Annotated in this window: 16 protein-coding genes and 1 riboswitch; of the genes, 3 read left to right on the forward strand and 13 right to left on the reverse strand. The window is 63.8% G+C overall.

The features are described from left to right. Positions 1-6: 6 nt before the first annotated feature. The 9 genes from OGV19_RS06870 to lpxO all read right to left on the reverse strand — a co-directional run bounded on the left by OGV19_RS06870 (position 7) and on the right by lpxO (position 8,514). On the reverse strand, positions 7-1,344 hold the full coding sequence (locus tag OGV19_RS06870; protein WP_264312683.1) for an OprD family porin: 1,338 nt from the start codon (positions 1,342-1,344) through the stop codon (positions 7-9). After that, on the reverse strand, positions 1,341-1,775 hold the full coding sequence (locus OGV19_RS06875; protein ID WP_264312684.1) for a pseudoazurin: 435 nt from the start codon (positions 1,773-1,775) through the stop codon (positions 1,341-1,343). Before OGV19_RS06875 ends, OGV19_RS06870 begins: the two co-directional genes overlap by 4 nt. A gap of 15 nt (positions 1,776-1,790) precedes the next feature. Then, positions 1,791-2,579 carry an ABC transporter ATP-binding protein gene (locus tag OGV19_RS06880; RefSeq protein ID WP_264312685.1) on the reverse strand — a complete coding sequence of 263 codons (789 nt, stop codon included), beginning with the start codon at positions 2,577-2,579 and terminating at the stop codon, positions 1,791-1,793. Continuing rightward, a complete protein-coding gene (locus OGV19_RS06885) occupies positions 2,576-3,592 on the reverse strand; it encodes a FecCD family ABC transporter permease (RefSeq protein ID WP_264312686.1) in 1,017 nt (338 codons plus the stop codon). The genes OGV19_RS06880 and OGV19_RS06885 overlap by 4 nt, the downstream gene beginning before the upstream one ends. Continuing rightward, positions 3,592-4,602, reverse strand: coding sequence for an ABC transporter substrate-binding protein (locus OGV19_RS06890; protein ID WP_264312687.1), 1,011 nt, complete (start codon positions 4,600-4,602; stop codon positions 3,592-3,594). The genes OGV19_RS06885 and OGV19_RS06890 overlap by 1 nt, the downstream gene beginning before the upstream one ends. Positions 4,603-4,727: 125 nt before the next feature. Further along, positions 4,728-4,927: riboswitch (cobalamin riboswitch) on the reverse strand. Positions 4,928-4,955: 28 nt separating this feature from the next. Then, positions 4,956-6,122, reverse strand: a complete 1,167-nt coding sequence (locus OGV19_RS06895) for an acetyltransferase domain-containing protein (RefSeq protein ID WP_264312688.1) — start codon at positions 6,120-6,122, stop codon at positions 4,956-4,958. Between the two features lie 403 nt (positions 6,123-6,525). After that, complete coding sequence (locus tag OGV19_RS06900; protein ID WP_264312689.1) at positions 6,526-7,095, reverse strand: GNAT family N-acetyltransferase; 570 nt, start codon at positions 7,093-7,095, stop codon at positions 6,526-6,528. Between the two features lie 77 nt (positions 7,096-7,172). Next, on the reverse strand, positions 7,173-7,517 hold the full coding sequence (locus OGV19_RS06905) for a carboxymuconolactone decarboxylase family protein (RefSeq protein WP_013973174.1): 345 nt from the start codon (positions 7,515-7,517) through the stop codon (positions 7,173-7,175). Positions 7,518-7,614: 97 nt separating this feature from the next. Beyond that, entirely contained in the window at positions 7,615-8,514 is a 900-nt protein-coding gene (gene lpxO, locus OGV19_RS06910) for a lipid A hydroxylase LpxO (protein ID WP_264312690.1), read from the reverse strand. Between the two features lie 158 nt (positions 8,515-8,672). Between lpxO and thpR the strand changes: the two genes are divergently transcribed. Continuing rightward, on the forward strand, positions 8,673-9,218 hold the full coding sequence (thpR, locus tag OGV19_RS06915) for an RNA 2',3'-cyclic phosphodiesterase (RefSeq protein WP_264312691.1): 546 nt from the start codon (positions 8,673-8,675) through the stop codon (positions 9,216-9,218). A 13-nt stretch (positions 9,219-9,231) separates the two neighbouring features. Here the strand turns inward: thpR and OGV19_RS06920 are convergent, their stop codons facing one another. The 4 genes from OGV19_RS06920 to OGV19_RS06935 form a co-directional block, all read right to left on the reverse strand. Further along, entirely contained in the window at positions 9,232-11,667 is a 2,436-nt protein-coding gene (locus OGV19_RS06920; protein ID WP_264312692.1) for a TonB-dependent siderophore receptor, read from the reverse strand. Positions 11,668-11,760: 93 nt separating this feature from the next. Beyond that, on the reverse strand, positions 11,761-12,735 hold the full coding sequence (locus OGV19_RS06925) for a FecR family protein (RefSeq protein WP_264312693.1): 975 nt from the start codon (positions 12,733-12,735) through the stop codon (positions 11,761-11,763). After that, the gene (locus OGV19_RS06930; RefSeq protein WP_264312694.1) at positions 12,732-13,238 is read right to left on the reverse strand and encodes a sigma-70 family RNA polymerase sigma factor; all 507 of its coding nucleotides are present in this window, start codon (positions 13,236-13,238) and stop codon (positions 12,732-12,734) included. Before OGV19_RS06930 ends, OGV19_RS06925 begins: the two co-directional genes overlap by 4 nt. A 106-nt stretch (positions 13,239-13,344) precedes the next feature. Next, positions 13,345-14,250, reverse strand: coding sequence for an AraC family transcriptional regulator (locus tag OGV19_RS06935; protein ID WP_264312695.1), 906 nt, complete (start codon positions 14,248-14,250; stop codon positions 13,345-13,347). A gap of 181 nt (positions 14,251-14,431) precedes the next feature. Between OGV19_RS06935 and calA the strand changes: the two genes are divergently transcribed. Together calA and OGV19_RS06945 are read left to right on the forward strand one after the other, a co-directional pair. Continuing rightward, positions 14,432-15,484: a vanillin reductase gene (gene calA / locus OGV19_RS06940; protein WP_264313901.1), complete on the forward strand. Its 1,053-nt coding sequence runs from the start codon at positions 14,432-14,434 to the stop codon at positions 15,482-15,484. A gap of 256 nt (positions 15,485-15,740) precedes the next feature. Continuing rightward, positions 15,741-16,676, forward strand: a complete 936-nt coding sequence (locus OGV19_RS06945) for an IS110 family transposase (RefSeq protein WP_264309399.1) — start codon at positions 15,741-15,743, stop codon at positions 16,674-16,676. The last annotated feature ends 57 nt before the right edge of the window (positions 16,677-16,733 follow it).

Here is a 16,733-nt window from a genome sequence, read left to right on the forward strand (position 1 = left end):
AACCTGTCAGAACCCCCCACCCAACGGCCACTCGACCGCGAGGCGAACCTGATCGCCATCGAGCTCCGCCTGCGCCGTGTTGCCGCGATGTGCGTTATGGCGTACCGAGAACGTGGTCCCCTTGGCCTTGCCACTCTGCACCACATACCGCGCCTCCAGGTCGCGCTCCCAATGCTTGCCGCCCTTGCCATAGCCCAGGTACGCATACCCGCCGGTGGGGTCGACATGCGTGCCATCGATATCGAACCCGCGCACATACAGCGCCGTCAGGTTCAGCCCCGGCACCCCATAGGCGCCCATGTTCAGGTCGTACCGCGCCTGCCATGACTTCTCGTTCGGCGCGTTGAAGTCCGACATCTGCACGGCGTTGGCAATAAAGATCGCGCCGCGCGTCACATAGTCGAACGGTGTATTGCCGTCCACCTGCTGCCACCCCAGGCTAAAGCCGTGCGGCCCCTGGTTGTAACGCGAGACCAGGCTCCAGGTGGTGTTGTCGATGCGCCCGGATAGCGCCTTGCCGGTGTCGGTGGTGCGGTACAGGTTCAGGTCCAGGCTCAGGCTGCGGCGCTCATCTAGGGCGTGGGTGAGGGTGCTGCCCAGGTAGTGCTGGTTCCAGCTGTCCTCGTAGCGCGAGGTATACAGGCTGGCGCTGAGTGCTGCGCTGGGGTTCCAGACTGCGCCCGCCAGGTCGAAGCTAGTGCCCTGGCGGCCATTGGAGTAGTTCACCACGAAGCCCTGGTTGTGGCTGGAGGCGTTGCGGTCTGTGCTCTCGTTGAAGTGACCGGCCACCAGCCGCAGCGTGTCGATCTCGTTGCTGCTGAGAAAAAAGCCGGTGGCGGTCTCAGGCAACAGGCGGCTGTCGGACGAACTGAACACCGGGGTCTTCACCCGCTGCTCGCCGTAGGACAGTACGGTGTTCGATACCCGCATCTTCAATGCTGCGCCCGCTCGGCTGTATTCATGCTTCGGGTGCCCGTCATTGTCGACGCCCAGCAGACGCGCCTTGCCGACACGCCCGCCGCCGCTGTCGAGCTGTACACCCAGGTAAGCATGGGCATCGACACCTACGCCAATCAGGCCTTGGGTGAAGCCAGACTGCAACGTCCCCATCAGGCCATAGGCCCATTCTTCGGCGTTGCCGTTACGTTCGCTGCGCGGCTTGTAGGCATTGCGCCCACTTCCGTTGCGCCCGCCATGCTTGTACTCGCGCTGGTCGAACACGCTGCGGTTAAGCAGGCTCCAGCTACCGTCTTCGACAAAGCCCTTGCTCAGGGACTGGGCGGAGTCAGCCAATGCGAAGGGGGCAAGCCCTGCCAGAGGCAGGGCCAGCAACAGGCGGCTCATTGCCCGGCCTGCAGTTTTTTCAGTTGCACCTCAAAGCGGGTTTTCGCCCGAGCAGGCAGGCTGGCAGGCAATTCGGCGGGCGCCGCATCACCCACCTGGACCACCATCACCATGCCCATCGCCAGGTGCGGAATGCACTGGATACCGTACATGCCCGGTACGCTGAAGGTGTGCTCGTAGGGCTGGTTCAACTTGCTCTTGAACGCCTGCGCCCCCGGCGGCAGCAACCCCGGCACACTGGCTGCGTTGTGCCCACTCATGCTCGGCACAAAGCGCACCGTATCACCGGCTGCAATGCGCAAGTGATCCGGCTCATAGACCATCGCACCCTCCGTGCCACGGTTGAGCATCTTCACTTCGTGCACCTCTGCCAGCGCGGCAGGGGCAAACAGGGTGCTGGCGAGCAGCAGGGCGACAGGGCGCAACAGCATGGTGAACTTCCTGGTTCAGGGGGCGCGAAAACGCAGAATGCGCGCGCCGTCGAAGGGGTCGGTGAGGCAGTGGGCGTGCACGCCGAAGGTGCTCAGCAGGCGCTCGGGGGTGAGCACGTCGAGCGGCTTGCCGAGGGCGACCAGGCGGCCTTGGTCGAGCACCGCGACGCGGTCGCAGGTCAGTGCCTGGTTGAGGTCGTGCAGGGCCACCAGGGTGGTGACCGGCAGCGCCTGTACTTGTTGCAGCAGGCTCAGCTGGTGCTGGATGTCCAAATGGTTGGTCGGCTCGTCAAGCAGTAGCACCTGAGGGCGTTGGGCCAGGGCGCGGGCAATGTGCACACGTTGGCGTTCGCCACCTGAAAGCGAATGCCAAAGGCGCGTGCGCAGGTGCAGGGCGTCAAGGTCGGCCAAGGCTTGCTCGACGATGGCACGGTCCTGCTTGGAAAACGGCGCCAAGGCCGACAGCCAGGGCGTGCGGCCCAGGGCAACTGCGTCGTACACGCTGATTGCGTCAGCGGTATCCGCCTGCTGCTCGACCAACGCCAGGGCCTGGGCAATGCGCCGGCGTGGCAGCTGCGCCAGGGGTTCGCCCACGAGTTCGACATGGCCGCTGCCCGGTTTGCGCAGGCCCGCCAGCAGTTTTAGCAGGGACGATTTGCCAGAGCCGTTAGGGCCGACGATGCCCAGGGTTTCACCCTTGATGACGCTTAGGTCGATGTCGCGCAGCACGGTGCTACCGCCTAGCTGCAACCCCAGGCCCTGACAGGCAAGCGGGGTTATTTGCAGGTTGGCCATGACGGTCATGGGCGCCCCCGCCGGCTGATCAGAATCAGCGCGAACACCGGTGCGCCGATCAGCGCGGTGACCACGCCCACCGGGATCACCTGGCCTGGGATCAGCGTGCGCGACAAGATGTCCGCAGTGATGAGAAACAATGCGCCACCGAACGCGCTGGCAGGCAGCAGGCGGCTATGCCCCGGCCCGAGCAGCAGGCGCAGGGCATGGGGAATCACTAACCCGACAAAGCCGATGGCGCCGACGATGGACACCATCACCGCGGTCACCAGCGCGGCGCAACTGATCAACAGCAGCTGGGTACGTCGCACCGGGATCCCCAGCGATGCCGCCGAGTCGGCGCCGAAGGTGAAAGCATCCAGCGCGCGGCGATGCCATAGGCACACCATCAATCCGAACAGCGCCACCGGCAGTGCCAGCCATACCGACGGCCAGCGCACGCCACTGAGGTTGCCCAGCAGCCAGAACAGGATGCCGCGCGCCTGCTCGGCGGTGGCCGACTTGGTGATGAGGAACGCGGTAAGGGCTGTGAACAGCTGCGAGCCGGCGATCCCGGCAAGGATCACCTGGGCATTGTTGCTGCTTGGCCCCGCAGCGCGGGCCAGCACCAACACCAGCGCGAAGGCCGCCAGCGCACCGATGAAGGCCCCCCCAGACATGCTCAGCGCAAGGCTGCCCAGCCCCAGCAGGCCGACCAGCACCGCGCCGGTCGAGGCGCCGGCGGACAACCCCAGCAAGTAAGGCTCGGCCAGCGGGTTGCGCAGCAGCGCCTGCAGGATTACGCCACAGGTGGCCAGCCCGGCGCCGCAGGCCGCGGCGACCAGGGTGCGGGTCAGGCGGTAGTTCCAGACGATACCGGCGTCGATCGGATCGACTGGGTAACCGGCCTGCCACAGATGATTGGCCAGCACCTGATAGACCACGTTCGGCGCCAGGTTGCTCTCGCCGATCGCGGTACCGGCCAGCAGTGCAGCGCACACGGCTGCCAGGGCCAGGCCGCTGTAAGCAAACAGGCGGCTCATCACTGGGCTGCTTTGCCGCTGGCGAACGCTGTGGACAGGGTTTGCAGGCCTCGGAACAGGCGGATGCCGGCCTGCATGGCATCGGCGTCGAGGACGATGATGCGGTCGTTCTTCACCGCGTCCATGTGGCGGGTTACCGGGTCGTTGCGCAGGAATTCGAGTTTTTTCTGGTAGTCGTCTGCCGGGAAGCGGCGACGGTCCATGCGGGCGATGATCAGCCAGGTCGGGTTGGCCTTGGCCAGGGTTTCCCAGCCCACGGTCGGCCATTCTTCGGTGGACTCGACCACGTTGCGTACCCCCAGGGTTCGCAGCATGAAGTCGGCGACCCCTTGGCGGCCAGCCACGTAGGGGTCGATCTCGAGGTCAGCGCTGGAAAACCAGAACAGCGCCGAGGTGTTGGACAGGTCTTTGCCGGCCAGCTGCGCCTTGGCGCTGTCCAGGCGGCCCTTGAGGTCGCGGTTCAGGGCCGCACCGCGGTCCTGCACATCGAAGATTTCGGCCAGTTGGTTGACGCTCTTGTAGATGCTGTCGACCTGGAACGCCTGCAGACGGGTACCATCGGCGCCTACCAGGTTGTCCTTGCCTTCACAGTCCGACGGTAGCAGGTAGGTTGGGATCTTCAGCTCGTCGAACTGCTCGCGGGTACCCACCACGCCTTGTGCGCCGACCATCCATTCGAACTGTACCGCCACCAGTTGCGGGCGCTTGCCCACCACGGCCTCGAAGCTTGGGTCGTTATCGGCCAGGCGCTCGACCTTGTCGTTCAGGGCTTTGTATTCGGGCAGTACGTTGTTGAACCACAGTGAAGTGCCGGCCAGCTTGTCGCCCAGGCCCAATGCATAGAGGATCTCGGTGCCGGCCTGGCCGATCGTCACTGCGCGTTCAGGGGCGTGGGCGAACGTCTGTGGCATGCCGCAGTTGTCCACCGTGAGCGGGTAGTGGGTGGTGGCAGCCTGGGCCAGGCCAGTGAGGCCGAGGCCAGCGATCAGGGCGGCAAGACGGGGCAGCATGGTGGGGCGATCTCCTATCGAAGGGTTCACGGAATGAACGCACGGACAGGCATCGCCGAGCCCCTTGCGCAGGGCAGGGGGCAGCACCCAGAAAGGGTGGAGATGGCCATCCCGGACACCCCGCCGGTTGGTGAAATGTTGCCGGCAGGTCTCCTGACTGGTGCGTCCTGGCCCGGCTCCAGCCTTCCCGGATGAGTTGATCCAGTGGCATTGATGGAGCAGGCTCGGCACCTACAGTTGCGGGGGCAGTTCCGTTTGGCCCGTTGCTACGGGCCTGGGATTCCCTATTAATTCCGTGGTGGAAACCGGCGGCCCGCATGGTAGACCATCGGGCCGCCGGGTGAAAACGCTTTTCAGAAGTACTTCAGCCAGGTGATGTCACGCCGACGTGCCTTCAGCCGTGCGAAAGCGCGCACCGGCAGGTACAGCGACACTGCGAGCAACGCCGCGCCCAGCCACACGCCGCTGATGCCGTCGAAGCCGAAATAATCCCCCTGGTTGTGCCCGAGCAGGGCAACGCAGGCCAGGTAAAGCAGCTTCAGCACGTACAGGTGCAGCAGGTAGAAAAACATCGGCGCTGCGCCGTAAACCGCGAGGGCGCTGATCCAGCGGGGCCGGCCGGCGCGCTCGAAGGCGCGCAACAGCAGCAGGCCGCTGCCCAGGGTGAGGGCCAGGAACAGCAACGACGGCGGATACTTGGTGATGTTGAAGAAGCTCATCAGCGTCTGCGTCAAGCTCGGGAACCCGCTCCAGGGCGCTTCGCCGTAGCCGTTGAGCATTCGCAGCACGACAAAACCGAGCAGCGCGATCACCCCGGCCAGCAACAGCTTGTGCTGGCGTTGGCCCGCGTCGCTGCCACGGGCGAACCAGGGGCCAAGGCCGTAGCCCAGGGCGATCACGCCGATCCAGGGCAGCACGGGGTACGAGGTGCGCAGGCGCAGGTTATCGGAGAACGTCAGCCAGCCACGGTCGTGCAGGATTGCCCACGGCACGTGCAGGGCCGATTCTGCGCCGAAGTGCAGGCTGTCGAGCAGGTTGTGGCCGGCGACGATGACTGCGCCCAGGGCGATCAGCACCGTGCGTGGCAACCACACCAGCAGTGACAGGGCGATCATGCTAACCCCGATGGCCCAGATCACCTGCAGGTAGATCACGCTGGGTGGCAGTTGGAAGGTCCAGGCGAAGTTGACCAGGGTGAACTCCAGCACCACCAGGAACAGCCCACGTTTGAACAGAAAGGCCGAGACGTCGCTGCGGCCCTGGTATTTCTCCCCAAACAGCCAGGCAGAAAGGCCGGTCAACAGGACGAACACCGGCGCGCACAAATGGGCCAGGGTGCGACTGAAGAACAACGACGGGTCGGTGGCGTCGATGGCCATCGGATCGCTGACTTGGCGGTGCAGGAAAAAGGTCTCGCGGACGTGGTCCAGGAGCATGAACAAAATGACCAGGCCGCGCAGGGCATCGATGCTCTGCAGGCGCTGGTTGAGCACGGTGGGGGTGGCGCTGGCGCTAGTCATGGGAAGTCGCTGGTAGGAATGGATGTCAAATGAAACGTTATCTTATAACCTTAATGGGATGGTCAGCAATGGGGTTTTAGAGGGGGTGGGGCTTTGGGGGCATGGCTTGAGTGGTTTGGCGCCTATGAGATCGAGCGCCGCCCGCGCGGCGCATCGCGACGCAAGGCCGCTCCCACATTTGTTTCGGGCCAATTATTCCTGTGACATGGGCGCGCGGCCCTTTGGTGCCCACCTTGATATCGAGTCAGACAAACAAGGCGGTCGCGCGCAGATTTCACAGGCCTCACTGGCCCGAAACAGATGTGGGAGCGGCCTTGCGTCGCGATGCGCCGCGCGGGCGGCGCTCGATCTCATAGGCGCCACAAACCTCAAACCATGCGCACCGGGGTACTTGTGCTGACGGCTAACGCCCCCGCCGCCGCGAAATCCTGGCCTCGATATTCTTGCGCCCGATCAACAGCGGCGGTTTTTCGACCACCGGCTCATCCGCCAACCACTTGTACATCACCAGGCAGTCCACCAACCCTAGCCGGGCATGTCGGAATGCCTTGGGCAGGCGGCCGACCGTTTCGAAGCCGAGCTTGTGCCACAGCGCCACAGCTACTTCATTAGTGGCTACGACCGAATTGAACTGCAGCGCCAAAAAACCCTCCTGACGCGCCTGCTTCTGCGAATGCTCACACATCAAACGTGCTACGCCACGGCCACGTGCAGCCTCGCAGACCATGTAACCGCAGTTGCCCACATGGGCACCCGGGCCTGCAGCATTGGCCTTGAGGTAGTAGGAACCCAGCAGTTCGCCCTGGTCCTCCAGCACCCAGGTGTGAAGGGGCAGCTCTAGCCATAACTGGCGGGCTTGTTCGAAGCTCAGGGCAGGGTCGAAGGCGTAGGTTTCGCGGGCCTGGACAATGGCCTGGAAGGTGGGCCAGAAGCGCTCGAAGTCCTCAAGCGTCATGGGGCGGATGTGGATCATGATGGTTCCTGCAATGGCTGGACCGCCAAGTCTGGGTGGCGCGGCGCTGTCGCGCAAGGGCGACGCGCCGCGTGTGCTCAGCCGTTGGCCTTGCCCACCGCATCCATGGCGCGGGCCGAGTACACCAGGGCGGCGCCGGCGTTCATCGCCACCGCCACGCCGAGGGCTTCGGCAATCTCTTCGCGGCTGGCGCCGTGCTTGACCGCTTGCTGCGAGTGCACGGCAATGCAGCCGTCACAGCGGGTGGTCACGGCCACTGCGAGGGAGATCAGTTCGCGAGTCTTGGCGTCCAGGTGGTTGGTCTTGGCGCCCGCGCCGCTGGCGGTCATGTAACCGGCCACGGTGTCGGGAGACAACTGCTTGAGATCGCCGATGCCGGCCATCAACTGCTTACGGTAGGCGTCCCAGTCCATCATGCTCATCGTCTTCACCTTAGGGTGGTTGCGAGTGGAGCTTTCAGGCTAGACCAAAAAGGGCGGGGCAACTGCTGCCTGTGCAACTGGCACAGGCAGCGATGAATCAGATGTAGATGAACACCAGCACCAGCGCTGCCACCACCGCCCACTTTTCCAGGTAGTAGCGCATGCGGTTGCGCTTTTTCAGCGCTTTGCCCCGCTCGCGGATCTTGTAGATGCGGGTGAACAGCCGATTGATGCCGCCAGTCTTGTCGTTGGCATCGTTAGGTGCGGCGGCGGCCGCCATCACGTTGCGGCTGAACCAGCGGTTGAACGCGGTTGTCCAGCGGTACTTGAGCGGGCGCTCGACATCGCAGAACAGGATGATGCGGTTGTGCTCGGTGGTGTTGGCCGCATAGTGGATGTAGGTTTCGTCGAAGATCACACCCTCACCGTCGCGCCACGAGTACTTCTCGCCGTCCACGTCGATGTAGCAACCGTCGTCGTTCGGCGTGTCCAGGCCCAGGTGGTAGCGGTAGGAACCGGCGTACGGGTCGCGGTGGCGCACCAGCTTGGCCCCCGGTGGCAGGGTGGCGAACATCGCCGCCTTGACCGTGCCGATGCCTTGCAGCAACTCGGTGGTACGCGGGCACAGGGTCATTGCCGAAGGGTGGCTTTCGCCGTACCACTTCAGGTAGAAGCGCTTCCAGCCAGTCTTGAAGAATGAATTGAAGCCAACATCATCGTAATTGTCGGACTTTTTGATCTCACCGACGTGCAGCAGCTGTTGCGCCTCTGCACGAATTTCCTGCCAGTGATCCTGCAGCGGCTGTAGCTCGGGAAAAGCTTCGACCGGCAGGTAAGGTTTGGCCGGGTGCTTGGAAAACAGGTAAAGGAAGCTGTTGACCGGCGCCAGGAAACTGGAGTGGTCGCCCAACTGACGGGTCAGCTTGTGGCGAACCCGACCGCGCAGGTGAACATAGGCGATCGAGAGAACGAAGATAAGTACGAGTGCAATTTTCATGGACGTTTACTTGTCGAAAAAATGGCCATGCGCCATGGCATAAGCTCGCCAGCATAAACAATCATGGGGGTAGTTTGTACTTATTGTTACATGACGACGGCGCGACTTAGGTGTAATGGCCTATAGCTTGCGCAAACGATTCATGCCAAGGAGATCACATGGTTCAGGACGTTCGCCCCAGTGGCGCCCCCTTCAAGCGGCTGTTTTTTGCCTTGCCAGTCAGCGATGCCCAGCGCCGTGCGCTGGCCCAGTGGCGGCGCAGTTTGAACCTGCGTAGCGGCAAGCCGGTACCGGCCGACAACTTTCATGTGACGTTGTTGTTTCTTGGCGACGTGGACACCGCCCAAGTGCCGGCGATCTGTGCCGCAGTGGACGCGCTGAAGCGCCCGGCCACGGCGCCGCGCCTGTTGCTTGACCGCTTGCAGGCGTGGCCGCGCGCCAGCGCACTGGTGCTCGAGCCGCAGCAAACGCCGCCGGCCTTGCTGCAGCTGGTCTATGGCTTGCAGCAAGCGCTGCTGCCACTGGGGGTGGGGGCGGCGAGTCGTGAATACCGCCCGCACCTGACCTTGTCCAGGGACTACCGCGGCCAGCCGCCGGAAGCCGCTACGGCCCCGGAGTTCTTCCTTGCCGCGCGGCATTTCACCCTGTACGAATCGCGCAAGGGCGTTTACTGGCCGCTTGCGCAATGGCCGTTGACCGAGTGACGCGTGCTCAACTTCAGAGCTCTGGCGTGTACTTGACCGTCAACATGAAGTTGCGCGGTTCGCCGTAGTTGTTGCTGCCATTGAGCTGGTTGAAGCCTGCGACCCAGTATTTCTTGTCGAACAGGTTGTTGGCGTTGACCGCCAGGTTCACCTCCGGCGTCAGCTGATAGGCCAGGCGCGCGCTCCACACGGTGTAGCCGGGCACTGTGTAGGTGCGCTCATAGCCCAGGGTGTGGCTTTGGCTGGTAAAGCCCAGGCCGGTGCTCCAGCGCTGGCCGTCCAGCGGCAGGGTGTAGTCGGCCCAGGCACGCAGCATGTGCTTGGGTGTCCATTGGCTGAACACGCGGCCTTTGTCATCCGGGTCGTCGAGAAACTTGGTGGTGTTGTAGGTGTAACCGGCAAACAGTTGCAAGCCGCTGAGCACTTCGCCGCTGATCTCGGCCTCGATGCCCTGGCTACGGACCTTGCCCGCCGCAGTGGAGCAGAAGTTGTCATCACAGGCCAAGCCCGACGCCAGGTCGCTGACCGCGCGGTTTTCCTGGTCGTAGCGGAACAGCGCCAGCGAGGCGTTGACCCGGCCGTCCAGCAGTTCGCCCTTCAGGCCCGTTTCATAGTTGCTGCCGATCACAGGCTTGAGTGGCACGTTGCCGACCGCGCGTTCTGTCTGCGGCACGAACACATCGGTGTAGCTGGCGTACCAGGCCCATTCGCGGGTCAGGTCGTAGACGAAGCCGGCATAGGGCGTCACTTCGCCTGACTCGGTCATGCGGCTGGTGGGGAAGCGGGTGCCAGGGTCGGTGCGGCTGTCGAAGTCGATCGAGTCCCAGCTGTAGTCGAACCAGCTGACCCGCGAGCCGACGATCAGGGTCAGGTCATCGGTCGGCTTGACCCGCCAGACGCCGTACAGGCCTTTCTGGCGAATGTCATAGCTGGCCTTGTTGGCGCGCGCGCGCTCGCCGTCGAACAGGCTGTCACGGCTGGGTTCCGGGCGGTCGTGGTCGATGTCGAAGAGGGTGTCGCCAGAGGCGTCGAAGTTGCGCCAATAGGCGTCGTCCGAGGTCAGCTTGGAATAGTTGCCGCCGACGGTGATTTCATGGGCCAGGGGGCCGGTGTCGAAGTGGCCCACCACGTTCATGTCCAGGCCTAGCTTGGTGTTGTGAAAGTCAGTGATCCAGTCGGCATAGGTGATGCCGCTGCCGTCGGGCGCCACGCCCTGGACGGAGGACTGCACGCGCTGGTGCGTGGAGGTGTTGGTTTCGTCCATGCGCACGGCGGCGGCCTTGAACGCCCAGTCGTCGTTGAAGCGGTGCTCAAGGTCCAGGTAGTAGGTGGTCACGTCGGTTTCGGCACGGTTCCAGCGGGCACCGGTGAAGGTCGAGCGGGGCAAATCGACTGGCTTACCGCCGGCATAGCGGGGGATGCCACGCAGCAGCGGTCGCGACTGCTGGCGGTTGTAGCTGATGCCGCCACCCACGGTGGTGGCATCGCTCAGGTCAATGTCCAGCGCGCCATACAGCGAGTGCGACTTGCTCCATTGGTAGTCGATGAAACTGTCGCTTTGATCCTCGTCGGCAACGATCCGGCCGCGCACCCGACCGTCGGCGGTCAGCGGGCCGCCAGCGTCCAGTTGCAGGCCATAGTGGTCCCAGGAGCCGGCCTTGCCGGTGACGGTGACGGTTGGGGTGGCCTGGCCACGCTTGCGCACCAGGTTGATCGCGCCGCCGGGGCTGCCGGTGCCTTGCAGCAGGCCAGAGGCGCCGCGCAGTACCTCGACACGGTCGAAGAACACCAGGTCCTGGGTCGCCCAGTTACCCAGCGAGTAGTTGTTGCGCGGGATCGGCACGCCGTCGTACTGCCAGTCGTCGATCTGGAAGCCGCGCGAAGTCACCACCACGCCTGGCCCGATGCCCTGCGCGCCGACGATCCCGGTGGTGTGGTTGAGCGCGTCCTGCAGGTCTGTGATGCCTTGGTCGTCCAGCTGTTTACGGGTAATCACCGTCACCGATTGAGGGATTTCCTTGAGGCTGTGCGTGCCTTTGCCAAGGGTCACCGCGCGGGCTGCGTATGAGCCGCTGCCTTCGCTGGTGGCATCCAGGTAATTGTCAGTGATGCTGGTACTGCCAAGCTCCAGCGCGTCGCTCTCAGGGGTTGCCGGGGCGACGCTGAAATGGCCGCTGCTGGTGAGCCGCAATTGCAGGCCGCTGCCGGCCAAGGCGGCTTGCATGGCGTGCTCGGCGCTCATCTGGCCGACGACGGCTGGCGCCTGCTTGCCGCGCACCAGCGCCGGCTCCAGCGCGATGATGTAGCCGCTCTGGCTGGCAATCCGGTTAAGGGTGGTGGCCAGGCTGGCGGGTGGCAGGTCAAACGCCAGGGTCTGCACCTGGGCATGGGCGTTGAGGCTGCTCAGGGCAACGACGAGGGGCAGGGCGCGGGGCCAGAGGTTGAGCACAGAATTCTCCCGAATGAAGTGACTTGTCAGGAGATAGGTGGGGCGAGAAATGAAAACCGGACACGCTTGCGAATGATTTTCACAAAAATTTCTTCACCCCTGCTCAGGACCAATCAGCATCAGCCACGGGCCGAACGGCTCGACCTTGATCGGCAGGGCTTCTGCCAGAGCGGCCAGTGCCTGCTGTGGCTGGTCAAGCGGGAATACACCCTGGACGCGCATGTCGCGTACCGCCGGTGCTACCCGTATGTAGCCACGCTGGTACGGACGCAGGGCATCGATAACCGCGTGCAGGGGCTCGTCGAGCACTTCCAGGCGGCCCTCCAGCCAGGCTGCGCGTTGTTGTTGCTCGCCGGTTACAGGTTGGATGCCATCGCCACGCAGCAGCGCGGCCTGCCCTTGTTGCAGGTCTAGCCAGCGGCCATTGGGCAGGCTGGCGCGGACACTGTGCTCCAGCACCACAACGCGGGTGGCGGATGCCTCCTGGCTCACCAGGAAACGGGTGCCCAGCGCCTGCACCTGCCCTTGCGCAGTGCGCACGCGCAGGGGGCGGTGCGGGTCTGGGGCAACCTGTATCAACACGTCGCCACGGCGCAGCACCAGCAGGCGTTGGTTGGCATCGAAATAGAGGTCGACGGCACTGGCACTGTTGAGGCTCAGGCGGCTGCCGTCCGCCAAGGTGAAGCTGCGCCGCTCGCCGCTGGCCGTGTGCAGGTCGGCCAGCCAGTTCTGTGCCGCGTCGCTGCGCCAGCCGCTCCACAGTACACCCGCGGCGACGCCCATGCCCGCCAGGGCACCCAGCACCTCGCGCCGGGAATGGGTGGGGGCGAGCAATACCTGGCGTGCTTCGGCGGCATGCCCTGGGGCGCGCTGGTCCAGCGCGCGCAGTGCGGCAAAGGGGCTGCCTAGGCGCTGTTGCAAACGGTCCCAGGCCTGTTGGTGAGCGGGGTCCTGGCGCAACCAGTGGTTCAGCCGTTGCAGCAGGGCGTCGTCAGGTGTGCCGGCCTTGAGCGCGACCATCCAGTCGATAGCTTGCTCGCTGATCGGGTCCAGGCGCCTGGCGTTCATGCGTGTACCTCGCACAGGTAGCACTGGCGCAGGGCCTGCTTCATGTAGCGGCTGACGGTGCGTTCGCTGATCTGCAACCGGGCGGCGATGTCGACATAGCTCATGCCGTCCAGCTGGCTGAACAGGAAGGTGGCCTTGACCACGGCGGGCAGGCCGTCCAGCACCTGGTCGATGGTCACCAATGCCTCGATCAGCAGCAGTTGCTCTTCGGCCGAAGGGGCGACCGGCTCAGGTAACAGCGTCAGGCGATCGAGGTAGGCCTGCTCGAGTTGGCGGCGGCGGTGCCGGTCAAAGATCAGCCGGCGGGCGATGGTCGAGAGGTAGGCGCGCGGTTGCTGGATGCTGTCCGGGTCTACCCGTGCGCCCAGCATCTGGCAGAACGCTTCGGCTGCGGTGTCCTCAGCGTCGGCGCGATTACGCAGACGTTTGAAGATGTGTTGGAGCAGCCAGCGGTGATGGTCGCTGAAGAAGAAGCCCAGCTTGCGGGTCGATGTGCTGTCCAACGCCTGGCATCCAGTTGTGAGTGTGAATCGTTCTCAATGGTAACTGGGTCGTTTGCTGGCTAGCAAGAGCGCTGCACGCCTCACGTACCTGGCGCAGTGCTGAGGCCTAAACCGGCAAGCTCTGGTAGGCCGATTCATCCCCCGGGCTACGGTCAAACTGGCGTTTGTACTCGCGGCTGAACTGCGAAGTGCTCTGATACCCCACCCGATGCGCCGTCTGCGCCACCCCCAGGCCCTCGCCGATCAGCATCTGCTGCGCCTTGAGCAGGCGCAGGCGCTTGAGGTACTGCATCGGCGCCATGTCGGTGCAGCGCTTGAAATTTTCGTGGAAGGTCGAAACGCTCATGTTGGCGCGCGCCGCCAGTGCCTCGACACTCAGCGGCTCGGTGTAGTGTTCGCGCAGGTGGGCGAGGGCGGCGCCGATGCGGGCGAAGTGCCCCTGCTGCTCGACAAGCGCCCGCAGCACCCCGGCCTGCGGGCCGCGTAGCGCGGTATAGAGCACTTCGCGCACCCGCGCAGGCCCCAGCACCTTGGCGTCCAGCGGGTCCTGCAGGCAGTGCAGCAGCCGCTCGACACTGTCGCGCATCGGCGCATCCAGGGCCGCCGAGGTCATCGATTGCGGGGTCTGTGCCTGTACCGCGGCATCTGGCGCCAGGTCCATGCTTTGCACCAGCTCACCGAGCACGCTGCGGTCAATGTCTACCGCCACGCCCAGCAGTGGCGCCTCGGCGGTGGCGAAGGTTTCGCACATGAACGGCACCGACAGCGCCTGGACCAGGTAGTGCCCCGCACCGTATTCCAGGGTGCGGGGCCCTAGGCGCGCAAGTTTGCTGCCCTGGGCCAGGATCATCAGGCTCGGCTCGTAGATTTGCGGGCTGCTGGCCACATAGTGGTCCCAGCTCAGCACCTGAACCTGGGGCAGGTGCGTGGGGACGAAGCCTGGGCGTGTGGCGAGGCGGCGGATCAGCGCGCAGAGCGGGGCGTTGGCGTCGACATGGCGGGTGAGCTGCATGGTGAACCTGGGGCAGAGAATCAGACAGTGGCATCATCGCAGATTGAAGGCCTAGCGTCAGATGCTTGCCGGTAAGTCCGGAGAATCGTGCATGGATGCCGGAGAATCTGCGGTGGGCGAGGCGGGGCATGGCGCGCAAAATGCGCCGCCTGAATCGTTTCACTTCTCTGCGAGGTCCTGCATGTACACCGCCATTGGTTATGCCGCCCAAACCCCGACCAGCCCTCTGGCTCCCATGACCTTCGAGCGTCGCAGCCCGCGCCCGGACGATGTCGCCATCGAGATCCTGTACTGCGGCGTGTGCCACTCCGACATCCATCAGGCGCGCAACGAGTGGGGCATCGCCGTGTACCCGCTGATGCCGGGCCACGAGATCATCGGTCGCGTCACTGCAGTGGGCGACAAGGTGGCCGCGCACAAGGTCGGCGACTTGGTGGGCGTTGGTTGCATGGTCGACTCCTGCCGCCACTGCGAGGCCTGCGCCAAGGATTTGGAGCAATACTGCCTGGAAGGCCCGACCATGACCTACGCCACCCCCGACCGGGTCGATGGCAGCAATACCCTGGGTGGCTACTCCAGCAGCATCGTGGTCAGCGAGCACTTTGTGGTGCGTATCCCCGCTGGCATGGACCTGCCCAGCGCAGCGCCGATTCTGTGCGCCGGCATCACCACCTACTCGCCGCTCAAGCACCATGGCGTGGGGCCGGGCCACAAGGTCGGCATCCTCGGCATGGGCGGCCTGGGCCACATGGGCATCAAACTGGCCAAGGCCCTGGGCGCGGAAGTGACCCTGTTCACGCGCTCCCAGGCCAAGGCCGAGGAAGCCCGCCGCCAGGGCGCCGACCATGTAATCGTGTCCACGGATGACGAGCAGATGCGTGCTGCTGCCGGTCGTTTCGACTTCCTGCTCGACACCATTCCGGTGCAGCACGACCTCAATCCGTACCTTGAAACCCTCACGTTCGATGGCGTGCATATTCTGGTCGGCCTGATCGAACCGATCGAGCCGGCGGTACACGCGGCCAATCTGGTGCTCAAGCGCCGGGTGCTGGCTGGGTCGTTGATCGGCGGCATTGCCGAGACCCAGGAAGTGCTGGATTTCTGTGCCGAGCACGGCATCCGATGCGACATCGAAATGCTCGATATCCGCAATATCAACCAGGCTTATGAGCGGATGATCGCCGGGGATGTGAAGTACCGCTTTGTGATCGACATGGCGACATTGCAGGGCTGATCCTGGCGTTAATCTGCACCGGCCTCTTCGCGGGCAAGCCCGCTTGTGTCTTGGAGAGGGAATAGAATCTGAAGTGAGAGCGGTGAATGGCAAGCTGATAGCCCGAGGTGCCCAGAGCACGTGTGGGAGCAAAAGCTGCCATCCACCGTTCCACTTTGGCGAGAGCCCGAACAGTTGGATGAGGGGCGTAATCTCGAATCACAAGCGTGGGCCAAGCCAAAGCGCTCTCACTCCTTGAGTTTAAGAGGGTTTGGCCATGTCTTCCTCTGTCGGCATCGATGTTTCCAGTGCCACACTTGCTGTTCACATCCGCCCTGAGGGGGTGAACTTCAGTGTTTCCAATGACTTGAAGGGATTCCAACTGCTCGTCGAAAAGCTTGGCGGGTATGCAGTTTCAATGGTCTTGCTCGAAGCTACCGGTGGCTACGAGTGCAATGTCCTCAAAGCGCTGCAGGATGCCGATTTTCCGGTTTGCCGGATCAATCCCAGTCGTGCCCGGGACTTTGCCAAGTCGATGGGTAAACGCGCCAAGACCGATCCCATTGACGCAGCTGTTTTGGCTCACCTGGCTGAAGTTATGCCCCCACGGCCTTGCCAGGTGATGACACCCGAGCGGGCCTTGCTGCGCGAACTGCTTATGCAGCGGGATCGCTTCGTCCAACAGCGCGACGATGACAAGCGGCGCCTGAAGCAGGCGCGGGCTCCCAGTGTTTGTTTGCGGTTGGAACAACACATCGCCTATCTGAAGGGTGAAATTCGAGCGCTGGAACAAGAGATCGCACAGCAGGCAGCAGCTTTGCCTGATGATCGGGTTAAACAGCTCACTCAAGTCAAAGGAATTGGTCTGATTACTGCCGGAAAGCTGATGGCCTTGCTGCCAGAGCTGGGCCAGGTGGATAAGAAGGAAATTGCCGCCTTGGTCGGTGTTGCGCCGTTCAATCAGGACAGCGGCAAGCAGTCGGGCAAGCGTTCAATCTGGGGGGGACGCTCACAAGTCAGGCGGGCGCTCTATATGGCCTGCTGGGTGGTGATACGGCACAACAAGGACTTCTGCGAGCGCTACAAAGCACTGCGAGCCCAGGGGAAGTGCGCGAAAGTATCGGTGGTGGCGTGTATGCGAGTATTGATAGTGAGGCTAAATGCGATGCTCAAGACCGGAACGCCCTGGAAGGAGCAAATAGCTCATTCGTAGGAGCAAGCCTTGCTGGCGATGCCCGGCACAGCCGGGCCTGGGGCGCTACGCGCCCCA

The organism is Pseudomonas putida (assembly GCF_025905425.1).
Taxonomy (GTDB): domain Bacteria; phylum Pseudomonadota; class Gammaproteobacteria; order Pseudomonadales; family Pseudomonadaceae; genus Aquipseudomonas; species Aquipseudomonas putida_AF.

Excerpts from the sequence above, each read along its gene's own strand:
- OGV19_RS06890 (WP_264312687.1), bottom strand. The coding sequence starts at position 4,602 with ATGCTGCCCCGTCTTGCCGCCCTGATCGCTGGCCTCGGCCTCACTGGC.
- OGV19_RS06880 (WP_264312685.1), bottom strand. The coding sequence starts at position 2,579 with ATGACCGTCATGGCCAACCTGCAAATAACCCCGCTTGCCTGTCAGGGC.
- OGV19_RS06945 (WP_264309399.1), top strand. The coding sequence starts at position 15,741 with ATGTCTTCCTCTGTCGGCATCGATGTTTCCAGTGCCACACTTGCTGTT.
- lpxO (WP_264312690.1), bottom strand. The coding sequence starts at position 8,514 with ATGAAAATTGCACTCGTACTTATCTTCGTTCTCTCGATCGCCTATGTT.
- OGV19_RS06895 (WP_264312688.1), bottom strand. The coding sequence starts at position 6,122 with ATGACTAGCGCCAGCGCCACCCCCACCGTGCTCAACCAGCGCCTGCAG.
- OGV19_RS06900 (WP_264312689.1), bottom strand. The coding sequence starts at position 7,095 with ATGATCCACATCCGCCCCATGACGCTTGAGGACTTCGAGCGCTTCTGG.
- OGV19_RS06925 (WP_264312693.1), bottom strand. The coding sequence starts at position 12,735 with ATGAACGCCAGGCGCCTGGACCCGATCAGCGAGCAAGCTATCGACTGG.
- thpR (WP_264312691.1), top strand. The coding sequence starts at position 8,673 with ATGGTTCAGGACGTTCGCCCCAGTGGCGCCCCCTTCAAGCGGCTGTTT.
- OGV19_RS06875 (WP_264312684.1), bottom strand. The coding sequence starts at position 1,775 with ATGCTGTTGCGCCCTGTCGCCCTGCTGCTCGCCAGCACCCTGTTTGCC.
- calA (WP_264313901.1), top strand. The coding sequence starts at position 14,432 with ATGTACACCGCCATTGGTTATGCCGCCCAAACCCCGACCAGCCCTCTG.
- OGV19_RS06935 (WP_264312695.1), bottom strand. The coding sequence starts at position 14,250 with ATGCAGCTCACCCGCCATGTCGACGCCAACGCCCCGCTCTGCGCGCTG.
- OGV19_RS06870 (WP_264312683.1), bottom strand. The coding sequence starts at position 1,344 with ATGAGCCGCCTGTTGCTGGCCCTGCCTCTGGCAGGGCTTGCCCCCTTC.
- OGV19_RS06885 (WP_264312686.1), bottom strand. The coding sequence starts at position 3,592 with ATGAGCCGCCTGTTTGCTTACAGCGGCCTGGCCCTGGCAGCCGTGTGC.
- OGV19_RS06905 (WP_013973174.1), bottom strand. The coding sequence starts at position 7,517 with ATGAGCATGATGGACTGGGACGCCTACCGTAAGCAGTTGATGGCCGGC.